This is a genomic window from Streptomyces sp. JH002, from assembly GCF_050916115.1.
GTDB lineage: Bacteria > Actinomycetota > Actinomycetes > Streptomycetales > Streptomycetaceae > Streptomyces > Streptomyces xiamenensis.
The window spans coordinates 3,324,141-3,349,775 of record NZ_CP087989.1 but is presented as its reverse complement, the minus strand read 5'-3'; the positions used below and the strand labels follow the sequence as shown (position 1 = coordinate 3,349,775).

Here is a 25,635-nt window from a genome sequence, read left to right as displayed (position 1 = left end):
CGGCCCTGGGAGTCCGAGGACCCCTCGTCCCCGGATTCGGAGCCGCAGGCCGTCATCAGGCCCAGGCACAGCAGCGCGGCGGCCAGCCGCCGGGAGGTGCGGTTCATGTGCGACGCCTTCCGTCCGTGGTCATGTCGGCCAGCACATCATGCATCACACCGGCCCCGCATCACTCGAAAAGGTCACGCCATTCCGGGGCGAGGGCGATCTCCCTCAGCTCCTCCATCGTCAGCGGGCTGTCGGGGCGGCTCACGGCATCGTCGTCCTCCAGGCCCGGCATGTTGCTCACCGTAATGTCCATCATCGCCCCGTCGGAGAACCCGACCGACGCCGACCAGATGCCCGTCGGGTCGCCCTCCGTGGGGCCGAGGTCGCACAGCTCGACATGCGTGGCGTCATCGACCCGTTCGTTCGCGCAGCCGAACTCCTCCAGGGCCTCCCGCTCCTCCGCGGTGAGATCCAGGTCGTCCCAGCTGTCGAAGTACCCCTCCATGCTGGGGTCATAGGGCTCGTACGGCTCGTAGGAGGCCCACAGCTGGATCGAGACGTAGGCGGGACCGTCGCCGTCGTCCACCACCAGGTACGCCTCGCCGGGCCCCTCCTCCTCCCGCACGTCGTCGGTGACCGTCAGACGCTCCGGGGCCAGGTCGCGGAACAGATCCCGCAGCACCTCGGGCGCGACATTGACCATCTCCGGGTCGAAGTAGTCCTCGCCCGGCGCGCCCTGGGTGTCGTCCACCAGGTCGAAGACCTGCTGCCAGACCGGCGCCGTGGCGATCGCGGCCAGCTGGTCCTCGTCGAGGAGCGGCTGGTAGCTGTCCGCATCGCCGATCCGCGAGAGGTCCTTTTCGAGGTCGACGGAGACGGAACGCACGGAGGGAACGTCCTCGAAGGACCCTTCCTTCTCCAGCGTCGTGTTCCAGGTCGTCATGTCCGGCATGTCCTCCATGCCGTGCCAGTCCCACCGCAGATGGGTCAGCACCGAACCGTCGTCCAGGTCCTTCTGGGAGCACCGGTAGCCCGGCTCGTCGGGCACCACGCAGCCCGCGTCCACCCGGAAGTCCTCGGTCGCCCACCGCTGGAGCGTCACGCCCAGGGTGACCTCGCCGGGGACGGTGTCCCGCAGCGTCAGGAAGATGCTGGGGGTCTCCAGGCCGCGCGGGCTCTCGGCCTCGCTGCTCAGCACCTCCACCCCCTCGGGCAGCATCGCGCTGAGGGTCTCGATCATCTCCTCGCTGTTCTCCGGGGGGGAGTCGGCCACCGGGGTGGTCTGACCGCCGCCGGTGAGCTGGACCGCGCCGACGGACAGCAGTGCCACCGAGGCCGCGCCCGCCACGATGCCGGCACGCCGGCGGAACACCCGGGTCCGGCCGCGCCGCAGCCCGCCCTCGGCCAGCCGCAGCGGGTCGGGCTCGAAGCCCTCACCGGTCTGCCGGAGCATGGTGCTGAGTTCGTGTTCGAAGCTGGAGGGAGTGTCGTCGATTCTCTTCATGGGGTGTCTCTCCATCGGCCTTACTGCGCGATCAGTTCAGCGAGACCGGACGCGCCGAGCACGCCTCGGAGCTTGGTCAGGGCCCTGCTGCTGCGGGTGCGTACCGCGCTGGAGCTCGTGCGCATCATCTCCGCGGTCTGCTCCACACTCATGTCCTCCCAGAACCGCAGCACCAGGACCGTCCGGTCCAGGGGCGGCAGCTGGGCGAGCGCCTGGAGCAGGGTGACCTTGAGGGTGGAGTCCGCCGAGGGGGCGGGCTGGTCGGGCAGCGCCACCGCGGGCCGTTCACCGCTGCTGCGGCGGCGCTTGTACGTCAGGAAGCAGCGCACCAGAACGGTGTGGGCGTACGCCGCCGGGTTGTCGATGCAGCGCTTGCGTTTCCAGGCGGTGTACATCCGCCCGAGCGTCTCCTGGACGAGGTCCTCGGCGAGGTGGGTGTCGCCGCTCGTCAGCAGGCACGCGGACCGGTACAGCGCACCGCTTCGCCGCATGGCGAAGTCGTGGTACGCCTCCAGATCCCGCTGCTTCATCAGGTCCCCCTCAACATTCCCCGGGGCTGCCCCCGCTCACTTCCATGACGCGCGAGCAGCCGCCGGACGTTACAGCCTATTTCCGGGGGTGGCGGTGATCGCCGTCACCGCCACCCTCCGGTCGTACCGAACGGATCAGACCGCGGAGGCGCCGAACAGGTCCTGCCAGGCGCTGTCGGTGGCGATGTCGGCCAGCTGGTCCACGCTCAGCGGGGCGTCGGCGCGGGTCGGGTCACTGTCCCAGTCGGCGACGTTGTACTGGGTGATGTCGAGGCTGGAGCCGTCGGCGTAGTACACGGTGGCGGACCACAGACCCAGCGGGTCCTCGTCGCTGGGCGCCCAGGTGCACACGTTCAGCTCGTTGCCGTTGTCCAGGATGGTGTGCTCGCACTCCGGGCCGAACTCGTCGTCGGCGGCGGCGTCGAAGTCGATGCCCTCATCGAAGCCCTCCTCGTCCCAGGGGCCGAAGGCGAAGATGTCCACCAGCACGGCGCCCCGGCCGTCGTCGACCAGCAGGGAGGCGTAGTCGACCTCCTCCTCACCGGCCTCGACGGGGGTGACCTGGATGCCCTCGGGCGCCAGCGAACGGAAGGTGTCCTGGAGCTGCGCGGCGGGGATCTGCGGGCCGTCGGGGCCCTCCCACTCCTCCTCGACGGGCTCGCCGTACTCGGCGTCGAGCGCGGCCAGCAGGTCCTGCCACACCTGGGACTGCGCGGCCTCGGTCAGCTGCGCCTCGTCGAGGACCGGGACGTAGGCTCCGGCGTCGGCGACCTCGGTGAGGTCCTTGTACTGCGAGAGGTAGACGCTGCGGCCGCTCTCGTTCTCGAAGTCCGGGTTGCCCGGGCCTTCCAGCCACACGTCCCAGCCGATCGCGTGGTAGGCCTCGCCGTCCTCGCCCTCGCCGGTGCCGTCGGTCTCGTACTCCCAGGTGTTGACCGAGAGCAGCCGGCCGTCGGACAGCTCGGTCTCGACGCAGTCGCCGAGGAAGCCCTCCTCGGTGTCACCCTCGTCGATGTCCTCCTGGCAGCCGGCGTACTCGCGCCAGTCGCCGGTGGAGCGGTGGACGCCCACGTCGATGGTGGTGGCGCCGCCGGTGTTGTCCGTGGCCTCGACGTAGCCGTACGGGTACTCGCTGTCCTGGTAGCCCTCGCCGAAGGACTCGGTGATCTCGGTGCCCTCCGGCAGCAGGCCGGTCAGCGCCTCGACGATCTCCTGCCCGGTGGCCGGAGCGGTGCCCTGCTCGGACGCCGTGCTCACGGACGCCGCCCCCATGGTCGTCGCCGCGGCGACGGTGGCGATGGCCGCCGTCAGAGCCGCCCGGCGCCGCCAGCTGCGCTTCACAATCTTCTCCATCGTTCCCGGACCCCCATCCACACCGGCCATCGGCCGGTGAAAGTGCCTGGCGAGGCGGGGTTTCCCGTCGCTCTCGCCCTTCACTCCCTTCGATGCGCCGGGCCCGGGACGATGTTGCAGCCCGCCGGAAAGTTTTCCGCCGAGTCGCGCGGCGGGGCGGGGGGCGAGGGGGTCAGGAGGCCCTGAGCAGGGCGTCCTCGCGCCACTTGAGGACCTTGTCGAAGCTGACGACCGCGCCTCCGCCGCCGGGGTGGTTGCCGAACCGGGAGGCGTCCGAGAGCGCCTCGATCAGCTGGAGCCCGCGCCCGCCCTGTGCCAGGGCCTGGCTCTCGCGGCGCGGTCCGGGGGGATCGGCCGGGAAGCCGGGGCCCGAGTCGGTGACCTCGATGCGGCACACGTCGCCGTCGATCGACGCCGTCACGCGGTACACGGCCCCGCCGCCGCCTCCGTGCTGGACGGCGTTGGCACAGGCCTCGGTGAGCGCCACGCACAGTTCGTGGGTGATGTCCGTGTCCACCCCCGCCGTCTCCATGGCTCCCAGCAGCAACCGCCGGGCGAGCGGGACGCTGGACGCTTCCCGCCGCAGTTGGAGTGACCACCAGATGCTCATGCTCCAGCCTCCCGACCGCGCGGTGAATTCTCCCTAGGCATTGCCGGTGAGCGCGGCCCGTAAGCGTGGGAAGGAACCAACAACCCCCATTCAGCGGATGTACCGGGAGGCTTACGTCGATATAACGACAGCCGGGCGAGGGTGAATGCGGGCACATGCGTACGATCCCTGATCCCGCCCGTCTCCGGCGTGGCGGCCGGTGAGATGATGAGCCCGCCATGCGAGCCGGAGCCGATCTGCGTCTGCTGAGGGCCGCGGTCTTCGCCGCGGCCTGCACCGCGCTGGCCGCCGCCGGGCACCTGAGCGCCGGCGGCCCACCGCTGCCGGCCTGGACGCTGGTCACCGCCTGGGCCGCCCTGTGCGCCCTGTCCCTCCCGCTGGCCGGGCGCGAACGCCGCTCGGTGGCCGCACTGGCCGGCGCGCTGGCCGCCGGACAGTTCGCCCTGCACCACCTCTTCTCCCTCGGCCAGTTCGGCCTCCCCACCCACCACGGCGGCGACAGCGGCGAGGGCCCGCTCGCCCTGGCCGGGCGGCTGCTGTGCAACGGCTACGCCGTCCCCCTCACCGAGGAGCGGGCCGCCCAGATCGTCCGCGACGCCGGACTCGACCCCACCGCGGGCGCCGCGCAGAGCGCCGAAGCGACCGCGCACGCCGCCGGGGCCGCGCCCAGCGGCTCCCTCATGCTGCTCGGCCACCTGCTGGCCGCCCTCGCCACCGGCTGGCTGCTGCGCCGCGGCGAGGCCGCGCTGTGGCAGCTGGTGCGGCTGGCCACCCGGGTCGCCGCGGCCCACCTGCCGTGGCCGCTCGCCGTCCGGCTGACCCACCTGCTGTACGGCGCCGCGCGGCCCGTCCCGTACGGCCCGGCCGTGCCCCGCGCCGACCGGTACCCGGCCGCCGCCAAGCCGCCCACGCTGCTGCTCGCGCACAGCATGCACCGGCGCGGACCGCCGCCCGGGCTCACCCTCGCGGCCTGATCGCCCGCCTCTCCGACGGACACCCGAAGGGAGCGCGGCGCGGTGCCGCGCGCTCCTTCTCCCTCATTCACCCGACGTCCGTCCGTGGAGTGTCCTGTCATGCATCGCACTCGCGTCGCCGCCCGCGCGGCCACGCTCCTCCTCACCGCCACCGGCGTCCTCGCGCTGGCCGGCACCGCCCAGGCCCATGTCTCCGTCGACCCCGGCGAGGCCGGGCAGGGCGGCTACAGCGTCGTCAACTTCAAGGTCCCCAACGAGCGCGCCGACGCCTCCACCGTCCGGCTGGAGATCCACCTCGACCCGGCGTACCCGCTGTCCTCGGTCATGCCGCAGCCCGTTCCCGGCTGGGACGTGGAGATCGAGACCGCGCCGCTCGACGAGCCCCTGGACCACCACGGCAGCCAGATCACCGAGGCCCCCAGCGTCATCACCTGGAGCGGCGGGGAGATCGCCCCCGGCACCTTCCAGCAGTTCCCCGTCTCCCTGGGCCCGCTGCCCGGCGACACCGATCAGCTCGTCTTCAAGGCCATCCAGACCTACGACAGCGACGAGGTCGTGCGCTGGATCGAGGAACCGGCCGCGGACGGCACCGAGCCCGAGTACCCCGCGGCCGTGCTGCGGCTGACCCCCGCCACGGACGGCGGGCACGGCCACGGCGCCCCCGAGTCCGGGGCGGGCGAGGCGGGCCACGACGGTACGGAGTCGGTCGTCGCCGAGGCCGCCTCCGCCAGTGACACCACCGCGCGGGTGCTGGCCGGGGCCGGCCTCGCCACCGGCATCGCCGGCATCGCCATCGGCGTGCTCGCCGGCCGCCGCCGCGCCACCCCCGCCGACCCGCAGTCCTGAGCCGGACGGACGGGGTGGGGCGGTCGTCCGTCCGCCCCGCCCCGTCCCCCGCCGGTCCCCCTGTCCCGAAACCCGCACCACAGGAAAGCCACATGCGTCCGCACACCACTCGCACCCTCACCCGTACCGCCGCCGTCGCCCTCGCCGCGGCCTTCGCCCTGACCGCCTGCGGCGGTGACTCCGGCTCCGGCGCCGGAGGCGACGCGGCCGTCGCCGATGTCTCCGGGGAGCAGGACCCCACCCAGGGCACCGTGCTCGACACCCCGTTCGCCAAGCCGGCCATCACCCTCACCGACACCGAGGGCGAACCGTACGACCTGGTCGCCGAGACCGCGGGGCACGCCACCCTCGTCTACTTCGGCTACACCAACTGCCCCGACGTCTGCCCCCTCACCATGAGCAACATCGGCAACGCCACCGCCGGGCTCACCCCCGAGCAGCGCGAGGACCTGCGCGTCGTCTTCATCACCTCCGACCCCGAGCGCGACACCCCCGAATCGCTCGGCCCCTGGCTGCGCGCCCAGGGCGAGGACTTCGTCGGCCTCACCGGCGACTTCGACACCATCCAGGAGGCCGCCCGCTCGCTCGGCATCTACATCGACCCGCCCAGCCAGGACGAGGACGGCAACTGGATCTCCACCCACGGCTCGCAGGTGCTGGCCTTCCTGCCCACCGATGACAAGGCGCACGTCATCTACATGGAGGGCGTCACCCAGGACACCTACGCCGCCGATCTGCCCGGCCTGATCGAGGGGCGCACCCCGTGAGGCGCGCGGCACGCGCGGCGGCGGGCCTCGCGCTGGCGCTCACCGTGCTCACCGCCTGTTCCTCCGACGGCGGCGGCGAACCGGAACTGACGGCCGCGGGCGCGTACATCCCCGAGCCCATCACCGCGGACATGGCGGGCGGCTTCCTCGTCATCGAGAACACCGGGGACGCGGACGACACCCTCACCTCCGTGCACAGCGACCTCGCCGAGAGCGTCGAGATGCACGAGACGGTGGACAACGCCATGCGCCCGGTCGACTCCTTCCCCGTCCCGGCGGGCGGGCGGCTGAGCCTGGAGCGGGGCGGCAGTCATCTGATGCTGGTCGGCCTCTCGCACCAGCCGCTCGAAGGCGAGAGCGTCTCCCTCGAACTGCGCTTCGAGAAGTCCGAGCCGATCACCCTCGACGTACCGGTCCAGGCCACCACCTACACCGGGGAGTGACCTCCCGCATGCCCACGACCACCACCGCCACCCGCGCCGCCCGGCTGCTCGTCCTGCTGGCGGCGCTCGGCACCCTGCTGTTCGCCGGGGCCCCGCAGGCCGCGGCGCACGCGAGCCTGACCGGGAGCAGCCCGGCGGACGGGGAGGTGGTGGCCACCGCCCCGGAGACCGTCGTCCTCACCTTCTCCGAACGGGTCACGCTCAGCGGCGACAAGGCGCTGCGCGTGCTCGACCCGGCGGGCGGCCGGGTGGACACCGGCGAGATCACGGACCTGAGCGCGGACGGGACGGTACGGCACGGGGTGGCGCTGACGGGCGGCCTGGCGGACGGCACCTACACCGTCGCCTGGCAGGCCGTCTCCGCAGACAGCCACCCCATCGCCGGCGCCTTCACCTTCTCCGTCGGCGCCCCGTCCGAGACCTCCGTGCGGCTGTCCGGCCAGCAACCGGGCGGCGGAACGGTGGGGCTGCTGTACGAGACGGCGCGCTTTCCCGCGTACGCCGGGTTCGTGCTGCTGGTGGGCGGCGTGGCGTTCACCCTGCTGTGCCGTCCCGGCGCGGGGGCGGCGCGGGCCGGCGGGAGGCTGGCGCTGGCCGGCTGGACGGCGCTGACCGGCGCCACGATCACGCTGGTGCTGCTGCGCGGCCCGTACACCGGAGTCGGGCTGCGGGACGCCATCGACACCAGGACCGGTACGGCGCTGCTGAGCCGGCTGCTGCTGCTCGCCGCCGCCGCGCTGTTCCTCGCGGTGCTGTACGGCGGCGGGGCGCGGGAGCGGCGCGGCGGCCGGGACCTGCCGGGGTACGCGCTGCCGGTCGCGGGCACGCTGCTGGCGGTGGGGCTGGCGGCGACCTGGGCGCTGTCCGAGCACGCCTCCACCGGGCGGTGGACACAGGTGGCCGTCCCGGCGGATGTGATCCATCTGCTGGCCGCGGGGGCCTGGCTGGGCGGGCTGGCCACGCTGCTGACACTGCTGTTCCGCTTCCCCGAGCGGGTGTCGCGGGCGGTGGTGCGGCGCTTCTCGCTGCTGGCGTTCTGGTCGGTGGTGGCGCTGGCGGTGACCGGGATCTTCCAGGCGTGGCGACAGGTCGGCGACGCGGACGCCCTCCTCAGCACCCGGTACGGTCAGCTGCTGATCGTCAAAGTCGCGCTGGTGGTGCTGATCCTGGCCGCCGCCTGGATCTCCCGGCGCTGGACGGCCCGGCTGGCCGAGGGAACCGGCCACCGGGACGCGGACCCACCGGCGGAAGGCGACCCGGCCCCCGAGCCCGCCGCCGTACCGTCCGCCCCCGGGAGCGAGGACGGCGAGGACCCGGTACGCCGGGCGCAGCTCGCCCGCCAGCGCGCCGCCGTCCGGCAGACCCGGCGCCGCCGCGACCGCGACGCCGACGCCGAACGCTCCGGACTGCGCCGCAGCGTCCTCGCCGAGGCCGCCATCGCCGCCCTCATCCTCGCCGTCACCACCGCCCTCACCGGCAGCACCCCGGCCCGCACCGAGGCCGCCGCCGCGACCACGAGCACCCCCGAACCGATCTCCGTCCAGCTCCCCTACGACACCGGCGGCCCCCACGGGCAGGGCACCGCACTGCTGGACATCACCCCCGGCGGCACCGGCGACAACGTGCTGCACCTGCGCCTGACCGACCCCGAGGGCCTGCCCAACGGCGCCGAGGAGGTACGGATCTCCCTCACCCTCCCCGCCGAGGACCTCGGGCCGCTGCGCTACGAGCCCACCCACGTCGACGTCGGCCACTGGGTCGCCGACGACCTGCGGCTCCCCCGCCCCGGCGACTGGGAACTCTCCCTCACCCTGCGCACCTCCGAGATCGACCAGACCACCGAGACCACCACCGTCACCGTCGGATAGCGAACCCACTGCCATGCCAGAACCCACCGCCCCCCGGCCGATCAGCCGACGCCGCCTGCTGGGCACCGCCGGGGCCACCGGCGCCGCCGGACTCGCCGCGGGAGCCACCGGCGGCACCCTGCTCGGCACCGCCCACGCGGGCTCCACCACCACCCCGCTCACCAGCATCGGCACCACCGCCCACCCCTTCCACGGCACCCACCAGCCGGGCATCACCAGCCCGTTGCAGACCCACGGCCACCTGCTCGCCTACGACCTCGTCCCCGGCACCGACCGGCGGGGCGCCGCCGCACTGCTGCGTCGCTGGTCCCAGCTGGCCGCCGCGCTGATGGCGGGCGAGGCGGCGGACGTGGACGGCACCCACATCGCCCTGGACGCCGGCCCGTCCTCCCTCACCGTCACCTTCGGCTTCGGCGCCGCCCTCTTCGACACCCTCGGCCTCACCGAGGCCCGGCCCACGGCGCTCGCCCCGCTGCCCGAGTTCAGCGCCGACGCCCTGGACCCGGACCGCTCGGGCGGCGAGCTGTGGATCCAGATCGGCGCCGACGACGCCCTCGTCGCCGTCTCGGCGCTGCGCCTGCTGCACCGCGCCGCGGCCGGGTCCGCCGTCCAGCGCTGGCAGATGACCGGCTTCAACCGCACGCCGGGCGCCACCGCCCGCCCCATGAGCCAGCGCAACCTCATGGGCCAGATCGACGGCACCAACAACCCCCAGCCCGAGGACGAGGACTACGACCGGCGGATCTTCGTACCGGCCCAGGGGGATCCGCCGTGGATGGCGGGCGGCTCGTACGCCGTCGTCCGCCGCATCCGGATGCTGCTCGACCCCTGGGAGGAGCTCGCCCAGGAGGAACAGGAGCGCGTCATCGGCCGCCGCAAGAGCGACGGGGCGCCACTGGGCGGCGACAGCGAGACCACCCCGGTGGACCTCGCCGCGCTGGACGGGGCGGGCAGGCCCGTCATCCCGGTCAACGCCCACGTGCGGGTCTCCTCCCCCGAGACCAACGACGGTGCGGCCATGCTGCGCCGCCCCTTCTCGTACCACGACGGGCTGCTGCCGGACGGCGCCCCGGACGCCGGGCTGCTGTTCGTGTGCTGGCAGGCGGACCCGCTGCGCGGCTTCGTCCCGGTGCAGCGCAAGCTCGACCGCGGGGACGCCCTGTCCCCCTTCCTGCGGCACGAGGCGAGCGCGCTGTTCGCGGTGCCGGGGGGCGCGGCGCGGGGCGGCTACGTGGGGCAGGCGCTGCTGGAAGGCTGACCGGGGGCCGGTGGGGAGGGGATACCGTTGCGTCATGACAGCAGCGAGCCGCTACACGTATCTCGGCCCCGAGGGCACGTTCACGGAGGCCGCGCTCCGCACCCTGCCGGAGGCGGCCACCCGGGAGCTCGTCCCGATGATCTCGGTGCCGGCCGCCCTGGACGCGGTACGGGGCGGGCAGGCGGCGGGCGCGCTGGTGCCGATCGAGAACTCGGTGGAGGGCGGGGTCTCCGCCACGGTCGACGAACTGGCCTCCGGCGCACCGCTGATGATCTACCGCGAGGTGCTGCTGCCGATCGCCTTCGCGCTGCTGGTGCGGCCCGGTACGACGCTGGCCGACATCAAGACGGTGACCGGGCACCCGGTGGCGCAGCCGCAGGTGCGGCGGTGGCTGGCGGAGCATCTGCCGCAGGCGCAGTGGGAGTCGGCTGCCTCCAACGCGGACGGCGCGCGGCTGGTGCAGGAGGGGCGGTTCGACGCGGCGTTCGCGGGGGAGTTCGCGGCGGCGACGTACGGTCTGGACCCGCTGGTCACGCAGATCCACGACGCCGACAACGCCACCACGCGCTTCGTGCTGACCGGCCGCCCGGCGCGGCCCGCGGCGCCCACCGGCGCGGACAAGACCTCGGTGGTGCTGTGGCTGCGCGACGACCACCCCGGTGCGCTGCTGGAGGTGCTGCAGGAGTTCGCGAACTGCGGGGTGAACCTGATGCGGATCGAGTCGCGGCCGACGGGGGCGGGCATCGGGCAGTACAGCTTCTCGCTCGACTGCGAGGGGCACATCTCCGAACGGCGGGTGGGCGAGGCGCTGATGGGGCTGCGGCGGTTGTGCCGGGACGTACGGTTCCTGGGGTCCTACCCGCGCGCCGACCGGGTCGCGCCCACGGTGCGGGAAGGGACCACGGATCCGGATTTCCTGCGGGCGGCGGACTGGCTGACCCGGTGCCTGGACGGGCGGAGCGCGTGACGCCGCGTGACGCCTGTGGAGGTACGGGGAGAGGGCGTGGGGGTTATCCACAGGGTCGCCTGGTCAGCTGTGGATAACCTGGCAGGTAACAATCGGTCATTGTCGACATAACGGCTTGGTGACCCTGCCCCTTGTCCACACCTCATCCACAGGGGACAGATCACCCTTCGTCACCCCATTCGCCCGAAGCAACTCTTTGGAGTGAGGGAAATCACCGTTCGATTCACCGGGATTCCCTCGGAAGAGCGAGTGAGTGACGTTTGAAAGGGGAATTGCCGGCTGCACATCCTAGCGGATGGGCCGCGATCCCCATTCATCCACAGGGTCACCGGGAGCCTGTGGAAAACATGTGGGAAACCCCGCGCTGACCTGTGGATTCAGCAGCGGGAGCCGTACCGACAAAGCGGACAAAAGGCGCCAATCAATTCCCCGGGATTCTGCCCGGAATCACCGGTAGCCTGGTGGGGTGATTGACCTTCGCCTGCTTCGTGAGGACCCTGACCGAGTACGCGCCTCCCAGCGCGCCCGTGGCGAGGATGTCGACATCGTCGACTCACTCCTCGCCGCCGACGAACTGCGCCGGTCCTCCAGCGTGCGCTTCGACGCGCTGCGCGGTGAACAGAAGCAGCTCGGGAAGCAGATCCCGAAGGCCACCGGCGACGAGAAGACCGCGCTGCTCCAGCGGGCCGGCGAGCTGTCCGCCGCCGTCAAGGCCGCCGACGCCGAACGCGACGAGGCCGCCGCCCGCGCCCAGGAACTCCTCCTGGGCATCGGCAACCTCGTCCACCCCGACGTCCCCGTCGGCGGCGAGGACGACTTCACCGTCCGGGAAACCCTGGGCACCATCCGCGACTTCGCCGCCGAGGGCTTCGAGCCCAAGGACCACCTGGAGCTCGGCCAGGGCCTGGGCGCCATCGACACCGAACGCGGCGCCAAGGTCTCCGGATCCCGCTTCTACTACCTCACCGGCATCGGCGCCCTGCTCGAACTGGCCCTGGTCAACGCGGCCGTCGCCCAGGCCACCGAGGCCGGCTTCACGCCGATGATCACCCCGGCGCTGGTCAAGCCGCGCGCCATGGAGGGCACCGGCTTCCTCGGCCAGGCCGCCGCCGACGTCTACCACCTGGAGAAGGACGACTACTACCTGGTCGGCACCTCGGAGGTGCCGCTCGCCGCGTACCACATGGAGGAGATCCTGGACGCGGACGCGCTGCCGCGCCGCTACGCCGGGTTCTCGCCGTGCTTCCGCCGCGAGGCCGGCTCGTACGGCAAGGACACCCGCGGCATCTTCCGTGTGCACCAGTTCGACAAGGTGGAGATGTTCTGCTTCGTCGACCCCGCGGAGGCCGAGGGGGAGCTGGAACGGCTGCTGGCGTGGGAGAAGCAGTGGCTGACCTCGCTCGAACTGCCCTTCCAGGTCATCGACGTGGCCTCCGGCGACCTCGGCGCCTCGGCCTCCCGCAAGTACGACTGCGAGGCGTGGATCCCCACCCAGGGCAAGTACCGCGAGCTGACCTCCGCCTCCAACTGCAACGAGTTCCAGGCCCGCCGGCTCCAGGTGCGGATGCGCGAGAAGGGCGGCGCCGTACGGCCGCTGGCCACGCTCAACGGCACCCTGTGCGCCATCCCGCGCACCATCGTGGCGCTGCTGGAGAACCACCAGCAGGCCGACGGTTCGGTGCGGGTGCCGCAGGTGCTGCGCCCCTACCTGGGCGGCCGTGAGGTGCTGGAGCCGGTCAGCAGGTGACCGTCTCCCGTTTCCCCTATCAGCTCATCGCCACCGATCTGGACGGCACGCTGCTGCGCGGCGACCAGACGATATCCGAGCGCACCCGGGCGGCACTGGCGGCGGCCGGCACCGCAGGGGCCGCCCACATCGTGGCGACCGGGCGCACCGTGGCCTGGACCCGGCACATCCTGGACGACCTCGGCTACACCGGACTCGCGGTGTGCGGCCAGGGTGGACAGCTGTACCACGCGGGGGAGGACCGGCTGCTCACCTCGGTGACCCTGGACCGCGCCGTGGCGCGCCGGGCGCTGGAGGCGCTGGAGCAGCGGGTCGGCCCGGTCGTGGTCGCGGCCTCGCTCGACGGACTGGACGGTGGCATCGCCATGGGTCCCGGCTTCGCCTGGCGCCAGGACCCGGAGTCCGTGCCGCACCCCAACGCCCCCGACCTGTCGCGGCCGGTGGCCGACCGGGAGGGGCTGTGGGCGGCACCGATCAGCAAGCTGTACCTGCGCCACCCCGAGCTGTCGGACGACCAGCTGGCGGCGGCTGGTACGGAGGCGGCGGGCGCGTACGCGGCGTTCGTCGTCTCGGGCGAGGACCTGGTGGAGATGCTTCCCCTGGGCCTGACGAAGGCGACCGGCCTGTCCCTGGCCGCCCGCCGGCTGGGCGCGACGGCGGCCGGCACGATCGCGTTCGGCGACATGCCCAACGACATCCCGATGCTGTCGTGGGCGGCCCACGGCGTCGCGATGGCCGGGGCGCACCCGCACCTGCTGGCGGTGGCGGACGAAGTGACGGCGGGCAACGACGCGGAGGGCATCGCGAAGGTGCTGGAGCGGCTGCTCCTGGGCTGACGCCGGGCGCGGGGAGGGGGAGCGGGCCAGTGCGGCCCCCTGCCCCTCCCCGCTGCATTGCTCCGAACGCGTGACCGTCTGACGATCGGCTCGTTGGACATATCGCGCGCGGGGGCGACGGGAGTACGAGGCGTCGAGAGGTTGCGCACGGTAGGGGCCGGAGAGCGACGTACCACCCACTGTGAGCCGGTGAAGTGACGAGTAGAGCGGATCTCCTCTCCTGAGCCCTGGTTACGGGCGCACCGGACTCCGGATGCCACGGGGTCCGTCCACCTGCCACAGACGCCCTGAGAGGCCCCTCTCGTCATGATCAAGGAACAAGCACTGCTGGAATCGCGCACCCTGCGCGAGAACGTCCGGGGCGCACCGAAACCCTGGACAAGGTCAAGGCACTCACCCTGCTGCCCGACGGTCTGCACGTGACGACGGCGCTCGTCGCCACCTACTTCGTTGTCCACAGGAGCACCATCAAGAACCTCGTGGCACGGCATCGACAGGAGCTGACGGAGAGCGGCCTGACCGTGTTGCAGGGCGCTGACCTGCAAGAATTTGAGGGACTCAAGATGAGTCCCTCAAATGAAAGTTATCCACAGGCCAAGCGCAGGCGCCTCACCCTCTACACCCGCCGCACCGTTCTCAATGTCGCCATGCTGCTGCGCGACAGCCCGGTCGCGCGGGAGGTCCGGGCCCATCTGCTCAATGCGGTCGAGAGGAACGAGGCGCCCGCCGCCGATCTGGAGCGCCGGGTCAGCGCGATCGAGGGAGTCCTGGGCGAGGTCGGCTCGGCGATGCGGGATCTCGCCATGGTCGTGCACCGGGTGGACGACCGGCTGCGGCGCGTGGAGACCCGGCTCGGGGACATGGACACCCGCCTCGGCGATGTGGAGACCCGGCTCGGGGACATGGACGCCCGGCTCGACCACATGCGGACCGAGTTGGAGAGCACCCGGCGGATCGTCGCCGGGATGAGTGTCCGGCTCGCCGATCTCGCCGGAGATCCGGACATCTCCCACCGGCTGTGCCGCCGGTACCGGCACGGGCGCCCGTAAGAGGCACACGAAGGGGCGGGCCGGTTGTCTCCGGCCCGCCCCCTTCCCCGTCCGCTCGGCTCCGGGTCCGCTCAGCCCTCGCTCGCCAGCGTCAGCACCCGCAGCCGGCGCGCCGCGTACCAGGTGCCCGCCACCGTCGCCGCGGTCAGCAGGAGCAGGGCGGCCGGCAGACCGACCTCCGAGGTGATGTTCGCGCCCGGCGCGGCCACCTGCTCGGCCAGGGCCAGCGACCACTGCTGGATGCTCAGGGCGCGCGCCCCCGGCACCAGGCTGCCGAACAGCGACTCCCACACCAGCGCGTAGATCAGCCCGTGCACCACCGCGTTCCGCGAGATGGTGCCCAGCAGCAGGAACACCGCGCTGTAGGCGATCGACGAGGACGCCGCCGCCACGGCCAGCGCGCTCGCGATGGCCTGGCCGTTGCCGTTGAGGATGATCCCCGCCAGCAGCGTGGGGACGACGGTGAAGGCGAGGGTGACGCCGATGGCCACCCACAGCTTGGTCAGGATGATGGTGTGCCGCTTCAGCGGCTTGGCCAGCAGGTAGACGATCGAGCCGTCGTCGATCTCGGGCGCTATCGCCCCGGTGCCGGCGATCACGCCGATCAGCGGCACCATGACGGCCAGGGCGAAGCCGCCCAGGATCTCGGTGGCGGCCCGGTCGTCCGCGCCGCCCACGATGCGGATCGCCAGCGCGATCGCGATCAGCAGCGCGGGCAGCGCCAGCAGGATGAGGGCACGGCGTCGGCCCAGCAGGGCCCGGAGGGTGAGCCGGGCGACGGTGTGGTGGTACATCGCAGGGGCTCCTTACGCGCTGACCAGGTAGGAGAAGACGCTCTCCAGGGATTCGTCCGACGGGGAGACCGACAGCAGCCGGATCCCGTGTTCCCGGGCCAGCCGGGGCAGTTGGGCGGTGAAGCGGGGGAAGTCGGCCGCCTCGATCCGCAGTCCGTCCTCCTCGGCGTCCAGGTGGATGCCGGTGGTGGACGGGTCGGCGATGAGGGCCGCGGCCAGGGCGCGGTCGTCGCTGGAGCGCACCAGATAGCGGTGCGGCCGGTCGGTCATCAGCCGGCGGATGGTGCGGAAGTCCCCGGAGGCGGCGTGCCGGCCGGCGACGATCACCTCGATGTGCGAGGCGAGTTGTTCGACTTCCTCCAGGATGTGGGAGGAGAACAGCACGGTGCGGCCCGCCTCGCCCATCCGGCGCAGGAGATCCATCAGCTGCATGCGCTGGCGCGGGTCCATGCCGTTGAACGGTTCGTCCAGCAGCAGCACCGACGGGTCGTGGACGAGTGCGGAGGCCATCTTGACGCGCTGCCGCATGCCCTTGCTGTAGGTGTCGATGCGCCGGTCCGCGGCGTGTTCCATGTCGACGGTGGCCAGGGCGGTCCTGGCGGCGGCGCCCGGGTCCGGCAGGCCGTGGAGTTCGGCGTTGGCGACCACGAACTCCTCACCCGTCAGGTAGTCGTACATCCCCTCGCGTTCGGGGACGAGCCCGATGTGCCGGTAGGCGCTCTCGTTTCGCCAGATCGGTTCGCCGTCCAGCGTCACCGCCCCGGCCGACGGCGGCAGGAAGCCGCCCATCATGTGGATCAGCGTGGACTTGCCGGCGCCGTTGGGGCCCAGCAGCCCGGTGATGCCGGGGCCGATCGACACACTCACGTCGTTGACGGCGACGACGTTGCCGAACCAGCGCGAGGCGTTCTCGATGCGGATGGTGGTCACAGTCCCGCCTTCCGGTAGCGGCGCAGCAGCAGCGCGTAGCAGGCGGCGGTCAGCCCGATGATCACCGCGAGATAGCCGACGCCCATCGCGCCGGAGGGGACGTACGCGTACGGGAAGTCCGTGGACCCGCCCAGCAGCGCGCCCTGGAACCCGTCCAGCAGGGAACCGGGGGACAGCAGCCCCAGCCAGCCGATGGCGCCGTCGCTGCCCTGGTCGCCCAGGACCGCCTGCACCACGGTGACCGCGAAGTACGGCACGGTCAGCGCTCCGATGATGGCCGCGACGCCGAAGCCGCGGCGCGGGGTGAGGGAGGCGATGAGCAGCGCGATCGCGGCGTGCAGCACCGAGAAGACGGCCGCCGTCAGCAGCCCCTTGCCGAAGCCGATGGTCTCGTCCACCACGTGGAGCTTCGCGAGCAGGGCTCCGGCGTACAGCAGCACCACGGGGGTGGCGGTGAACACGAAGAGCGCGGCGGCCAGCGCGGCCACCTTGGCCCGTACGTAGTCGGCGTGCTCGATCGGCCGCGAGAAGTACAGCGGCAGCGTGTGGAAGCGCTGGTCGAGGGAGACCAGCTGCGGCCCGGCCAGCGCGAGGTACAGGCCGACGATCGGCTGCATGAACAGGGCGTACTTGGTGTAGTCCAGCGGCAGGCTGTTCATGCCGACCGTGACCGCGACCGCCACCATGACCAGGGCCGGCACGCACATGATGGCGAACAGCGTGAAGGGCAGGATCTTCGAGCGGGCCGAGCGGCCCAGCCCGTACGCGCCGCGCAGGGAGTGGGTGAACAGGGAGAGCCGGGCGTAGGAGACGCCCAGCCGCGGTCCGTCGTAGTGGCGGTAGCCGATGTTGTGGATCCGCGCCGCGGGGGTGGCGGGTGCGGGCTCGGTGGGTGCGCTCATGAGGCCGCTGCCTCCCTGTCCTCCTGGAAGACCTCGGCGATCCGGTGCCGGCGCTGCTCCATGCGCACCATGCCCAGGCCGAGGTCGGCGATGGTGTCGCGGACCGTGTCGTACACGCTGTCCTGGTCCGCCTCGACGACGACCAGGCGGGCCGCGCCGGGCAGGGCCTCGGGCTCCGCCACCGGTTCGACGCCGGCGGCGGCCAGCGCGGTGCGCAGCGCCAGCGCCCCGTCGGGGTGGGCGTCGGAGTCGGTGACCTCGACGAGCAGGGTGGTGGTGGTCTCGGTGAAGCTCTGGGTGGACTGCGACTTGAGCAGTTTGCCGCCGTCGATGACCACGATGTGGTCGCTGGTGCGCTCGAGTTCGCCCAGCAGATGCGAGGTGACGAGCACGGATATGCCGAAGTCGGTGTGCACGCGGCGGATCAGGCCGAGCATCTCGTCGCGGCCGGCCGGGTCGAGGCCGTTGGTGGGCTCGTCCAGCAGCACCAGCTTGGGGTCGTGGACCAGCGCCTGGGCGAGCTTCACCCGCTGCTTCATGCCGGTGGAGTAGCCGCCCATGGGGCGGTACCGCTCCTCGTAGAGGCCGACGTGGCGCAGGGTGTCGGCGGTACGTTCGCGGGCCGCCGTGGCGGGCAGGCCCGACATCCGGGCCATGTGCACCACGAACTCCGTCGCCGACACATCGGGCGGCAGGCAGTCGTGTTCGGGCATGTACCCGACCTGCTCGCGGATGGCGGCGCCGTCCCGGGCGGAGTCGTGGCCCAGGACGGCCGCGCTGCCCTCGCTGGCGGGGGCGAGCCCCAGCAGGATCTTGATCAGCGTCGACTTGCCGGCTCCGTTGGCCCCCACCAGGCCGGTGACACCGGGCCCGATGTCCACGGTCAGCCGGTCAAGGGCGGTGACCCGGGGGTACCGCTTGCTCAGGCTTTCGGTCGCAATCACACTCACCCGGCAGACACTAGTGCCGGTGGGCGGGCGTGTACCTCACTCTCGTGGCTCCCTTTCCCCTTAGGGGAAGGGGAGCGCTGCCCCTGAGGACCACGGCGGGCCGGCGCCCGGGCCGGCTCAGTTGGTGAGCTGGGCGAGGCCGTCGGTGGCGATCCGTTCGAAGACGTCCATGTCGGCCGCGTAGACCGAGTCGGGCACCGGGTAGTGCACCACCAGTTCGGTGAAGCCGAGCTCGGCGCAGCGTCCGGCGAAGTCGACGAAGGCGGTCACCGACGCCAGGGGGTTGACGTCGGGGGCGAGGGAGGAGTCCAGCACGATCTTGTCCAGGGCGCCGGGCTCGCGTCCCGCCTCCTCGCAGATGCCGGCCAGCCGCTCCACCTGGCGGCCGAGCCCGGCCAGGAACGCGTCGGGGCCGCCGTCCAGGGACTTCGGATCGCCGGTGGTGACCCAGGCCTGTCCGTGCCGGGCGGCGAGCCGCATGCCGCGCGGGCCGGTGGCGGCGACCGCGAACGGCAGCCGGGGCCGCTGCACACAGCCGGGGATGTTGCGTACCTCGTGGGCGGAGTAGAAGTCGCCGCGGTACGAGACACCGCTGGTGCCGCCCTCGCTCAGCAGCCGGTCGAGCAGCGGGACGAACTCGGCGAACCGGTCGGCGCGCTCCCGTGGCGTCCACGCGTCGTGGCCGAGCGCGGTGGCGTCGAATCCGGAGCCGCCGGCGCCGATGCCCAGGGTGATCCGTCCCCCGGACAGGTCATCGAGAGTGATGAGTTCTTTCGCCAGCGTGACGGGGTGCCGGAAATTTGGCGAGATCACCATGGTGCCCAGCCGGATGCGCTCCGTGACGGCGGCGGCCGCGGTCAGGGTGGGCACGGCGCCGAACCAGGGCTGGTCGCGGAAGCTGCGCCAGGACAGGTGGTCGTAGGTGTACGCGGTGTGGAAGCCCAGGTCCTCGGCGTGCTGCCAGCTTCGCCGGCCCCCTTCCTGCCATCGCCAGACGGGAAGGATCACGGTGGAGAGCCGCAGGGGGAGGGCGGGGGAAACAGCCATGCGGGGAAGCCTAGGCCCTTTCCGGTCAGGAATTCACCGCTTCCGGGCAATGGCTCATCCGGGCGGGCCCCCTGCACGCATGGGCGGGCATATGCTGCATGACTGTGCCTGACTCTGTGCCCCCGCCAGTTGCCCGCACCCTCACCCTCCTCCCCCGTCAGCCCAGCAGGGCCGCGCTCCCCCGGCTGATCGCCACCGATCTGGACGGCACCCTGCTGCGCGCCGACGGAACCGTCTCGCCCCGCACCGCCGCCGCGCTGGCCGCCGCCGCCCGCGCCGGCATCGAGGTGCTGTTCGTGACCGGCCGCCCCGCCCGCTGGGTCACCCCGCTGCGTGAGCACGCCCACGGCGGCATCGCCATCTGCGGCAACGGCGCCTCGCTCATCGATCTGCGCCGCGGCGGCGCGCTGCTGGCGGCCCGCCCGTTGCCGGTCGGCAACGCGCTCGCCCTGATCGCGGCCCTGCGGGCCGTCGCCCCCGGGGTGACCTTCGCCGTCGAACGCACCGGCGGCATCCACTACGCCACCGGCTACCCCCCGCTGCACGAGGAGGACCCGACCGTCGTCGGCGTCACCCCCGTCGAGGAACTGCTCGCGGACGACAGCCCGTACGCCGGCCAGCCGCTGCTCAAGCTGCTGGCGCACCACCGCACACTCGACCCGGATGCCTTCCTCGCCCTGGCCCGCTCGGTGGCCGCCGGGCGCGGCGAGATCACCCGCTCCTCGCCCACCGCCCTGCTGGAGATCAGCGGCCCCGGCGTCAGCAAGGCCAGCACGCTGGCCCTGCACTGCGCCCGGCGGGGCGTCACCGCGCAGGAGGTGGTGGCGTTCGGGGACATGCCCAACGACCTGGAGATGCTCGGCTGGGCGGGCCGCGCCTACGCCATGGCCAACGCCCACCCGGCGGTGCTGGCGGGCACCGCACGGCGCACCGCCTCCCACCAGGAGGACGGGGTGGCGGTCGTCATCGAGCGGCTGCTCGCCCGGTTCTGAGCCGGGCCGGGGCCGGGCGGCGGACTACGGGCGGTTCTCGCCGCCCGTGCCCTCCGTGGTGCCCTCGCCGTCGCCCTTCTCGCCCCTGCGGCGCGGCCCCGCGTAGTCGGGGCTGCCGAAACCGGGGGTCGCGTACCCCTTCCCGGGACGCTCGCCCTGCGCGGCGCCGTCCTTGCCGCCCGAGGAGTAGTCCGGGCTGGCGAACTCACCCGCGGAGTACTCCCCCGCGGAGAAATCGCCGGCGGAGAACTCACCGGCGGAGTAGCCGCGGCTCGCGCCGCCGCCGCGCTCGGGCGAGGAGAAGTCGGGCGCCGCGTACCCCTTGGCCCGCGCGCCCTCCTCCGGGTTGCCCTGGGTGGAGAACTCCGGGCTGGAGAAGCGGGGCTGGGAGAACTCCGCGCGGCCGGCGCGCGGGGCGGTACGGGGTGCGCCGCCGGTCGGGCTGGAGAAGTCGGGGCTGGAGAACCGCAGCTGCGGCGTCTTCCGCCCGCCGTCCCCGTGTCCGCCGTCCGCGCCGGGGCCGCCGTCGCGCAGCGCCGCCATCTCGCGCAGGAACGGCCCGATGCCGCGCTCCGCCAGGGCCCGCCGCCAGTCCTCGCGCGCCTCCGCCACGTCACCGGCGAGACCGCCGCGCCCCGGCGCCCGGTCGCCGGCCCTGATGGCGGAGGCAGAGCCGTTGCGGGCCGCGGTGACGACCAGACCCGCCACCGCGAGCAGCAGTCCGAACGCGGCGAACAGCGCGAACACCCAGCCGATGTCCCGCATCGATCCGGCCACCCCCGCCTCGTCGTCGGAGAGCCCCATGCCGTAGCCGACCAGCAGGAACACCACGGCCGCGATGCCCGCCAGCACCGGGATCAGCACCGAGATCACCGCGAGGTTGCCGCCCCCGGAACGCTCCGGGGCGCCCAGCGCCCCGTCGGGGGCCCGCAGTTGCTCGCGCAGCCGGACATAGCGGTGGTACTCGTCGGCCGCCGTGGCGGTCAGCTGCGGTCGCGCCTCCAGCGCGGCCTCCCGTACCCGGCGTACGACGGTGGCGTCCGCGCCGCCGTCCCCCGGCCGGGCCGAGCGCAACGCCTCGTCGAGGACGCGCTCGAATTCAGCGCGATCCTCTGGCAGCACATCCTGAGCGCTGTTCATATAAATCCCCAGATGCTCCGAAGGGCCTTCCTGCCGACCGAGCGGCCAGGGTGGGCAGAGAGCTGGTGAGGGACTGATGGTAAAGGGCTTCCGGCGCCCCGTGATAGGACATTGCCGGAAACTTTCTCTCCACCGCCCTCGCCAGAGGGATATCTGGCACCCCCGGGGCGTTGTGGGCCCCGTCTCTCACCTGCCCGCCCTCAGGGCCGCGCACTCCGTACAACAGGGAGCGAACGCTCAATCATCCAGGGGGAGTCGGGCGACCAGCAGCTTTCCGGCCATGGTGACGCCACCGTCCATCGCGATGGCGAGGGAATCGGCGTACAGGTGCGGGCCGTCGATCCGGGGGGCGGCGTCCGGCGCGTCGGGGTCGCCCGACTCGGATTCGGCGGGCTCGCCGGTCAGATACGGGATCGGGCTGTGGCCGTGCACGATGCGCAGACCGCCGTAGACGTCCAGCAGTTCGCGGGCGGCCTGCGGCCCGCCCTCGTCCCGGAAGGCGAAGCGTTTGGTGAATTTACGGAACAGGTCCCAGGTCTCCTCCGCGTCATTGCGCGCGAGGGCCTGCCAGATGGCGTCATTGACGTCGTCGACGTTCTCGCCGTATTCGAGATAGGCGGTGGTGTCGGAGTGCAGCAGCAGATGGCCGTCCGCCACGGCCATGGAGTCCAGCCGGGACATCCACTGGATGTGGTGGTCGCGCAGCCGTTCCATGTCGGCGCGCTGACCGCCGTTGAGCATCCAGGCGGCGTGGAAGGAGGCGGTGCCGGCGCCGGATTCGACCGGGGTGTCACCGAACCGGCTGGCGCCCAGGAACAGCAGTTCGTGGTTGCCGAGCAGCGCCTTGCAGTACCCGCCGGCGGCTGCGGCCTCCGCGGACAGCCGCATCACCATGTCGATGACGCCGATGCCGTCCGGGCCGCGGTCGGTGAAGTCCCCCAGAAACCACAGCCGCGAGTTGCCGGCCGCCCAGCGGTCCTCGGCGTCGGTCAGCCCGGCCGCCCGCAGGGCGGCGCGCAGCTCGTCCAGGTAGCCGTGGACGTCACCGACCACGTACAGCGGCCCCGCGCCCTCCAGCACCGGCAGGTCCTGCACGGTGGGGGTGTACAGATCGGGCTCCTGCGCGGGCCGCGGGGGAATGGCCGGACCGCCCTCGGTCGCGCCCTGCCACGTCTTGGGTCCCTCGTCGGCCCCGTGAGTCATCGACCCCTCCACCATCACACGCCGCCTTCACCTGCGGGACCTGCCGTTTCGGCCGGATCCCGGTCTCATTCGCCCATCATAGGAATCCAGCCGCTCACTTGTGACACACCCGGGTGTGACGATCCCCCGGCATGGTTCGCCGGGGCGCCGAGGTTCTGTCGTAAGACGATATTGCCGGAAGCGGCGGCCGGAAACTAGCGATCGCCCGGAGGCGGCGTGCGCGGTGCGGTGACCGTGGTGCGCGCGATCCTGTGGGCGGTGCGCTGGGAGGAGGCACGGACGATGAGTTCGGTCGGCATGAGCTGGTGCGAGGGCACCCGGGCGGCCGTCCGTACCCGGTCGCGGTCGTGCTCACGGCCGCGCTCCCCGGCCCGCTCGATGGCGTCGATGAGCAGCTGGACGACGGTGGAGCCGATCCGCCCCGGTTTCAGGGACAAGGTGGTGATGGGCGGTTCGGTGGTGGCGTACACGGGGGACTCGCTGCAGCACACCACCAGCAGGTCGTCGGGCACCCGCAGGCCGTAACGGCGGGCGGCGGCCAGCAGATCGGTGCCGTTGGGGTCGAACAGGCCGTAGACGGCGTCGGGCCGGTCGGGCCTGGCCAGCAGCCGGTCGGCGGCCACCGCCCCGGCGCACGGATCGTGTGCCGGGTAGGCCTCGTAGACGGGCTCCTGGCCGACCCGCTCGCACCAGCTGAGGTAGGCGGTGGTGGACAGCCGGGTGTAGGTGTCGGTGCTGGTCCCGGTGAGCAGGCCGATGCGGCGCGCGCCCGAGCCGGCCAGGTGGTCCAGCAGGCCCAGGACGGCGGCCTCGTGGTCGTTGTCGACCCAGGCGGTGACGGGGAGCGCGGCGTCGGGCCGGCCGTCGGAGACCACCGGGATGCCCTGCCGGACGAGTTCGGTGACGACCGGGTCGTGGTCGGCGGGGTCGATGACGACGGTGCCGTCCAGCGCCACGTTGGACCAGACGTCGAAGTCACGGTGGTGGGAGGTGGCCGGGAGGATCACCAGGGCGTAGCCGCGGGCGAGGGCGGCGGAGGTGGCGGCCCTGGCCATCTCGGCGAAGTAGGCGAACTCGGTGAAGGTGAAGGGTTCTTCGCCGTAGGTGGTGACGGTGAGCCCGATGAGCCCGGACTTCCCGGTGCGCAGCGTCCGGGCGGCGGCCGAGGGGCGGTAGCCGAGGCGGTCCGCCACGCTGCGCACGTGACGGCGGGTGGCGTCGGGCAGCCGGCCCTTACCGTTGAGCGCGTCGGAGACAGTCGTGATCGAGACACCGGCTGCCGCGGCGACATCTCGGATGCCGGCCCGCCCGCTCGGCCGGCGCCCGGCGGACCGAGTCACCTGATGCTTCGCTGCTGTCATGGCGACCTGATGGTAGGCCCGGGGGCGGGGCTTGCTGAGCCGACGAAGCGTGGGGGGCGCGATTACGTTTCTGCATGGTCAACTAGGCGTTCTGCCTTGGATCAGCAGGAGTATTCGGCCACTTCCCCTGCGATAGAACCGATGTGCGGGCGCTTACTTCCGAACACTTCACTCGAATTCAACGGGCGCCGGTTCACTCTCACGAGTGAGGCGCGCCAGGGCGCTCGCCACCGGCGCGAAATTTCGCGTGGGCGCTGTACCTCGGTCACCGTGAACGCCCCGGGGGATACGCCTGGCGCGGCTTTCCTCATACAGTGTGGAGGATGACCGTATCTTCCCAGGGCACCCCGCGGGACGCCGCACCCCAGTCCGCCGCCGCGGAGGTGGCCGGCCCCCGGCTGCGCGCCGTACTGGAGGACATCCCGGCCTACGTCCCGGGCCGTCCCGCCGCCGACCGCGCCGACGGCCGGGCGGTGTACAAGCTGTCCTCCAACGAGAACCCGTACCCGCCGCTGCCCGGCGTGCTGGAAGCCGTCGTCGGCGCGGCCGGCGCCTTCAACCGCTACCCGGACATGACGGCGGGCGCCCTGCTGGCCGAACTGGCCGCGCACTTCGAGGTCCCGGTGAGCCATCTGGCGACCGGGACCGGCTCGGTGGGCGTGGCCCAGCAGTTGCTGCAGGCGACGGCGGGCCCCGGGGACGAGGTGATCTACGCCTGGCGCTCCTTCGAGGCCTATCCGATCATCACCCGCATCTCGGGGGCGACCTCGGTACAGGTGCCGCTGACGGACGGCGAGGAGCACGACCTGGACGCGATGGCCGAGGCCATCACCGACCGCACCCGGCTCATCTTCCTCTGCACCCCCAACAACCCCACCGGCACCGCCCTGGGCCATGCCGAGCTGACGCGTTTCCTGGACCGGGTGCCCCGCGACGTGCTGGTGGTCATCGACGAGGCCTACCGGGAGTTCGTCCGGGACGACGCCGCGGCCGACGGCATCGCGCTGTACCGGGACCGGCCCAACGTCTGTGTCCTGCGCACCTTCTCCAAGGCGTACGGGCTGGCCGGGCTGCGGGTGGGTTTCGCGGTGGCCCACGAGCCGGTGGCGGCGGCGCTGCGCAAGACCGCGGTGCCGTTCGGGGTGAGCCAGATCGCGCAGAACGCGGCGATCGCCTCGCTGCGTGCCGAGCCCGCCCTGCTGGAGCGGGTGGCCGCGCTGGTCGCCGAGCGCACCCGGGTGACGCGGGACCTGCGGGACCAGGGCTGGACGGTGCCGGAGTCCCAGGCGAACTTCGTGTGGCTGCGCCTGGGCGCGGACACCGCGCGCTTCGCCGCGGCCTGTGAGGAGGCCGGGGTGATGGTGCGGCCGTTCGGTGGGGAGGGCGTACGGATCACCGTCGCCGAGCCCGAGGCCAACGATGTGGTGCTGGCCACGGCGGCGGCCTTCCGCGACCTCGCCTCCTCCTGATCTCACCCTTCTGACCTGCGCTTTTATCGTGCGGCACCGCTTTCGGGCCCCCCTGAGGGACCCCGGGAGCGGTGTGCCATCATCGTACTTGTGAATGTGAATACGTT

General features: G+C 72.4%; 24 protein-coding genes. 12 read left to right on the top strand and 12 right to left on the bottom strand.

The window, feature by feature from the left end:
• Nucleotides 1–169 precede the first annotated feature (169 nt).
• The 4 genes from H7827_RS15225 to H7827_RS15210 form a co-directional block, all read right to left on the bottom strand.
• Nucleotides 170–1,492 (bottom strand): hypothetical protein, encoded by a 1,323-nt coding sequence (locus tag H7827_RS15225; protein ID WP_432745779.1) that lies wholly within the window; start codon nucleotides 1,490–1,492, stop codon nucleotides 170–172.
• A gap of 20 nt (nucleotides 1,493–1,512) precedes the next feature.
• Nucleotides 1,513–2,022: a SigE family RNA polymerase sigma factor gene (locus H7827_RS15220; protein WP_200366064.1), complete on the bottom strand. Its 510-nt coding sequence runs from the start codon at nucleotides 2,020–2,022 to the stop codon at nucleotides 1,513–1,515.
• 135 nt (nucleotides 2,023–2,157) lie between these two features.
• Nucleotides 2,158–3,375 (bottom strand): hypothetical protein, encoded by a 1,218-nt coding sequence (locus tag H7827_RS15215; protein WP_432745777.1) that lies wholly within the window; start codon nucleotides 3,373–3,375, stop codon nucleotides 2,158–2,160.
• Between the two features lie 172 nt (nucleotides 3,376–3,547).
• Nucleotides 3,548–3,985, bottom strand: a complete 438-nt coding sequence (locus H7827_RS15210) for an ATP-binding protein (RefSeq protein ID WP_030732393.1) — start codon at nucleotides 3,983–3,985, stop codon at nucleotides 3,548–3,550.
• Between the two features lie 218 nt (nucleotides 3,986–4,203).
• On the opposite strand from H7827_RS15210, the gene H7827_RS15205 reads away from it, so the two are divergent.
• The 10 genes from H7827_RS15205 to H7827_RS15160 all read left to right on the top strand — a co-directional run bounded on the left by H7827_RS15205 (nucleotide 4,204) and on the right by H7827_RS15160 (nucleotide 14,740).
• Nucleotides 4,204–4,959 (top strand): hypothetical protein, encoded by a 756-nt coding sequence (locus tag H7827_RS15205; protein WP_432745774.1) that lies wholly within the window; start codon nucleotides 4,204–4,206, stop codon nucleotides 4,957–4,959.
• 99 nt (nucleotides 4,960–5,058) lie between these two features.
• On the top strand, nucleotides 5,059–5,805 hold the full coding sequence (locus H7827_RS15200) for a YcnI family copper-binding membrane protein (protein ID WP_432745772.1): 747 nt from the start codon (nucleotides 5,059–5,061) through the stop codon (nucleotides 5,803–5,805).
• A 92-nt stretch (nucleotides 5,806–5,897) separates the two neighbouring features.
• Nucleotides 5,898–6,572: an SCO family protein gene (locus H7827_RS15195; RefSeq protein WP_386535970.1), complete on the top strand. Its 675-nt coding sequence runs from the start codon at nucleotides 5,898–5,900 to the stop codon at nucleotides 6,570–6,572.
• Nucleotides 6,569–7,015: a copper chaperone PCu(A)C gene (locus H7827_RS15190; RefSeq protein WP_200366056.1), complete on the top strand. Its 447-nt coding sequence runs from the start codon at nucleotides 6,569–6,571 to the stop codon at nucleotides 7,013–7,015. The genes H7827_RS15195 and H7827_RS15190 overlap by 4 nt, the downstream gene beginning before the upstream one ends.
• An 8-nt stretch (nucleotides 7,016–7,023) precedes the next feature.
• Nucleotides 7,024–8,883: a copper resistance CopC/CopD family protein gene (locus H7827_RS15185; protein WP_432745770.1), complete on the top strand. Its 1,860-nt coding sequence runs from the start codon at nucleotides 7,024–7,026 to the stop codon at nucleotides 8,881–8,883.
• Between the two features lie 13 nt (nucleotides 8,884–8,896).
• Nucleotides 8,897–10,141 (top strand): iron uptake transporter deferrochelatase/peroxidase subunit, encoded by a 1,245-nt coding sequence (gene efeB, locus H7827_RS15180; protein WP_432745768.1) that lies wholly within the window; start codon nucleotides 8,897–8,899, stop codon nucleotides 10,139–10,141.
• Between the two features lie 34 nt (nucleotides 10,142–10,175).
• The gene (pheA, locus tag H7827_RS15175; RefSeq protein WP_386535961.1) at nucleotides 10,176–11,108 is read left to right on the top strand and encodes a prephenate dehydratase; all 933 of its coding nucleotides are present in this window, start codon (nucleotides 10,176–10,178) and stop codon (nucleotides 11,106–11,108) included.
• A gap of 466 nt (nucleotides 11,109–11,574) precedes the next feature.
• Nucleotides 11,575–12,855, top strand: a complete 1,281-nt coding sequence (serS, locus tag H7827_RS15170) for a serine--tRNA ligase (protein WP_432745766.1) — start codon at nucleotides 11,575–11,577, stop codon at nucleotides 12,853–12,855.
• Nucleotides 12,852–13,691 carry an HAD family hydrolase gene (locus tag H7827_RS15165; RefSeq protein WP_030732411.1) on the top strand — a complete coding sequence of 280 codons (840 nt, stop codon included), beginning with the start codon at nucleotides 12,852–12,854 and terminating at the stop codon, nucleotides 13,689–13,691. The genes serS and H7827_RS15165 overlap by 4 nt, the downstream gene beginning before the upstream one ends.
• A 419-nt stretch (nucleotides 13,692–14,110) precedes the next feature.
• Complete coding sequence (locus H7827_RS15160; RefSeq protein ID WP_432745763.1) at nucleotides 14,111–14,740, top strand: hypothetical protein; 630 nt, start codon at nucleotides 14,111–14,113, stop codon at nucleotides 14,738–14,740.
• A gap of 71 nt (nucleotides 14,741–14,811) precedes the next feature.
• Here the strand turns inward: H7827_RS15160 and H7827_RS15155 are convergent, their stop codons facing one another.
• The 5 genes from H7827_RS15155 to H7827_RS15135 form a co-directional block, all read right to left on the bottom strand.
• Nucleotides 14,812–15,534, bottom strand: coding sequence for an ABC transporter permease subunit (locus tag H7827_RS15155; protein WP_432745761.1), 723 nt, complete (start codon nucleotides 15,532–15,534; stop codon nucleotides 14,812–14,814).
• A 12-nt stretch (nucleotides 15,535–15,546) separates the two neighbouring features.
• The gene (locus tag H7827_RS15150) at nucleotides 15,547–16,464 is read right to left on the bottom strand and encodes an ABC transporter ATP-binding protein (RefSeq protein ID WP_432745759.1); all 918 of its coding nucleotides are present in this window, start codon (nucleotides 16,462–16,464) and stop codon (nucleotides 15,547–15,549) included.
• Nucleotides 16,461–17,366 (bottom strand): ABC transporter permease, encoded by a 906-nt coding sequence (locus H7827_RS15145; RefSeq protein WP_386535946.1) that lies wholly within the window; start codon nucleotides 17,364–17,366, stop codon nucleotides 16,461–16,463. The genes H7827_RS15150 and H7827_RS15145 overlap by 4 nt, the downstream gene beginning before the upstream one ends.
• Nucleotides 17,363–18,316, bottom strand: a complete 954-nt coding sequence (locus H7827_RS15140; RefSeq protein WP_386535943.1) for an ABC transporter ATP-binding protein — start codon at nucleotides 18,314–18,316, stop codon at nucleotides 17,363–17,365. The genes H7827_RS15145 and H7827_RS15140 overlap by 4 nt, the downstream gene beginning before the upstream one ends.
• A gap of 117 nt (nucleotides 18,317–18,433) precedes the next feature.
• Nucleotides 18,434–19,363 (bottom strand): LLM class flavin-dependent oxidoreductase, encoded by a 930-nt coding sequence (locus tag H7827_RS15135; RefSeq protein WP_200366048.1) that lies wholly within the window; start codon nucleotides 19,361–19,363, stop codon nucleotides 18,434–18,436.
• Nucleotides 19,364–19,461: 98 nt separating this feature from the next.
• Between H7827_RS15135 and H7827_RS15130 the strand changes: the two genes are divergently transcribed.
• A complete protein-coding gene (locus H7827_RS15130; RefSeq protein WP_432745756.1) occupies nucleotides 19,462–20,355 on the top strand; it encodes an HAD family hydrolase in 894 nt (297 codons plus the stop codon).
• Between the two features lie 24 nt (nucleotides 20,356–20,379).
• On the opposite strand, the gene H7827_RS15125 is transcribed toward H7827_RS15130, so the two are convergent.
• From H7827_RS15125 to H7827_RS15115, 3 genes are all read right to left on the bottom strand, one after another.
• Nucleotides 20,380–21,495 (bottom strand): hypothetical protein, encoded by a 1,116-nt coding sequence (locus H7827_RS15125; protein ID WP_432745754.1) that lies wholly within the window; start codon nucleotides 21,493–21,495, stop codon nucleotides 20,380–20,382.
• A gap of 237 nt (nucleotides 21,496–21,732) precedes the next feature.
• Nucleotides 21,733–22,713, bottom strand: coding sequence for a metallophosphoesterase (locus H7827_RS15120; protein ID WP_386535934.1), 981 nt, complete (start codon nucleotides 22,711–22,713; stop codon nucleotides 21,733–21,735).
• 179 nt (nucleotides 22,714–22,892) lie between these two features.
• Nucleotides 22,893–24,059 (bottom strand): LacI family DNA-binding transcriptional regulator, encoded by a 1,167-nt coding sequence (locus H7827_RS15115; RefSeq protein ID WP_030732437.1) that lies wholly within the window; start codon nucleotides 24,057–24,059, stop codon nucleotides 22,893–22,895.
• A gap of 323 nt (nucleotides 24,060–24,382) precedes the next feature.
• Here H7827_RS15115 and hisC point away from each other — a divergent pair, with 323 nt between their 5' ends.
• Entirely contained in the window at nucleotides 24,383–25,528 is a 1,146-nt protein-coding gene (hisC, locus tag H7827_RS15110; RefSeq protein ID WP_432745751.1) for a histidinol-phosphate transaminase, read from the top strand.
• Nucleotides 25,529–25,635: the final 107 nt, after the last annotated feature.

Coding starts and splice junctions, on each gene's coding strand:
- H7827_RS15225 (WP_432745779.1), bottom strand. CDS start 1,492: ATGAAGAGAATCGACGACACTCCCTCCAGCTTCGAACACGAACTCAGC.
- H7827_RS15220 (WP_200366064.1), bottom strand. CDS start 2,022: ATGAAGCAGCGGGATCTGGAGGCGTACCACGACTTCGCCATGCGGCGA.
- H7827_RS15215 (WP_432745777.1), bottom strand. CDS start 3,375: ATGGAGAAGATTGTGAAGCGCAGCTGGCGGCGCCGGGCGGCTCTGACG.
- H7827_RS15210 (WP_030732393.1), bottom strand. CDS start 3,985: ATGAGCATCTGGTGGTCACTCCAACTGCGGCGGGAAGCGTCCAGCGTC.
- H7827_RS15205 (WP_432745774.1), top strand. CDS start 4,204: ATGCGAGCCGGAGCCGATCTGCGTCTGCTGAGGGCCGCGGTCTTCGCC.
- H7827_RS15200 (WP_432745772.1), top strand. CDS start 5,059: ATGCATCGCACTCGCGTCGCCGCCCGCGCGGCCACGCTCCTCCTCACC.
- H7827_RS15195 (WP_386535970.1), top strand. CDS start 5,898: ATGCGTCCGCACACCACTCGCACCCTCACCCGTACCGCCGCCGTCGCC.
- H7827_RS15185 (WP_432745770.1), top strand. CDS start 7,024: ATGCCCACGACCACCACCGCCACCCGCGCCGCCCGGCTGCTCGTCCTG.
- efeB (WP_432745768.1), top strand. CDS start 8,897: ATGCCAGAACCCACCGCCCCCCGGCCGATCAGCCGACGCCGCCTGCTG.
- pheA (WP_386535961.1), top strand. CDS start 10,176: ATGACAGCAGCGAGCCGCTACACGTATCTCGGCCCCGAGGGCACGTTC.
- H7827_RS15155 (WP_432745761.1), bottom strand. CDS start 15,534: ATGTACCACCACACCGTCGCCCGGCTCACCCTCCGGGCCCTGCTGGGC.
- H7827_RS15145 (WP_386535946.1), bottom strand. CDS start 17,366: ATGAGCGCACCCACCGAGCCCGCACCCGCCACCCCCGCGGCGCGGATC.
- H7827_RS15135 (WP_200366048.1), bottom strand. CDS start 19,363: ATGGCTGTTTCCCCCGCCCTCCCCCTGCGGCTCTCCACCGTGATCCTT.
- H7827_RS15130 (WP_432745756.1), top strand. CDS start 19,462: ATGACTGTGCCTGACTCTGTGCCCCCGCCAGTTGCCCGCACCCTCACC.
- H7827_RS15125 (WP_432745754.1), bottom strand. CDS start 21,495: ATGAACAGCGCTCAGGATGTGCTGCCAGAGGATCGCGCTGAATTCGAG.
- H7827_RS15120 (WP_386535934.1), bottom strand. CDS start 22,713: ATGGTGGAGGGGTCGATGACTCACGGGGCCGACGAGGGACCCAAGACG.
- H7827_RS15115 (WP_030732437.1), bottom strand. CDS start 24,059: ATGACAGCAGCGAAGCATCAGGTGACTCGGTCCGCCGGGCGCCGGCCG.
- hisC (WP_432745751.1), top strand. CDS start 24,383: ATGACCGTATCTTCCCAGGGCACCCCGCGGGACGCCGCACCCCAGTCC.